Here is a 284-nt window from a genome sequence, read left to right as displayed (position 1 = left end):
AGGACAGCGGTGCGACAGTGCTACTGACTCAAACAGGTTTGCAGGAGCGTGCCCAAGCATGGCTGGAGGAAAGCCGATGGGCTTTGGCCGGAGGGCAGGCTGAGGGCGAGCTGGAAACGGCGGTTAGCATTGAAACGATGGAAAGAGACAGCCTTAATGAGGGATTAAGCTTGAAATCAGAATCTGATAGCGAAGCAGCATCCGAACCCGCAGCGAACTTGCGTCTGCACACCGTACTGGCGCTGGACGATGAGTCGCTGTACATCGGGGATGCCACGGATGTG

1 protein-coding gene is annotated in these 284 nt (G+C 56.7%); it reads left to right on the top strand.

The features are described 5' to 3' along the window. Positions 1 to 284, top strand: a 284-nt coding sequence (locus tag ACUYLD_RS25615) for a hypothetical protein (RefSeq protein WP_446676235.1), incomplete at both ends; no start/stop codon positions are given.

It is taken from the genome of Paenibacillus sp. SER-28 (genome assembly GCF_052906305.1).
Note: the sequence above shows the minus strand (reverse complement) of the source record. Positions and strands in the feature narration are given on the sequence as shown.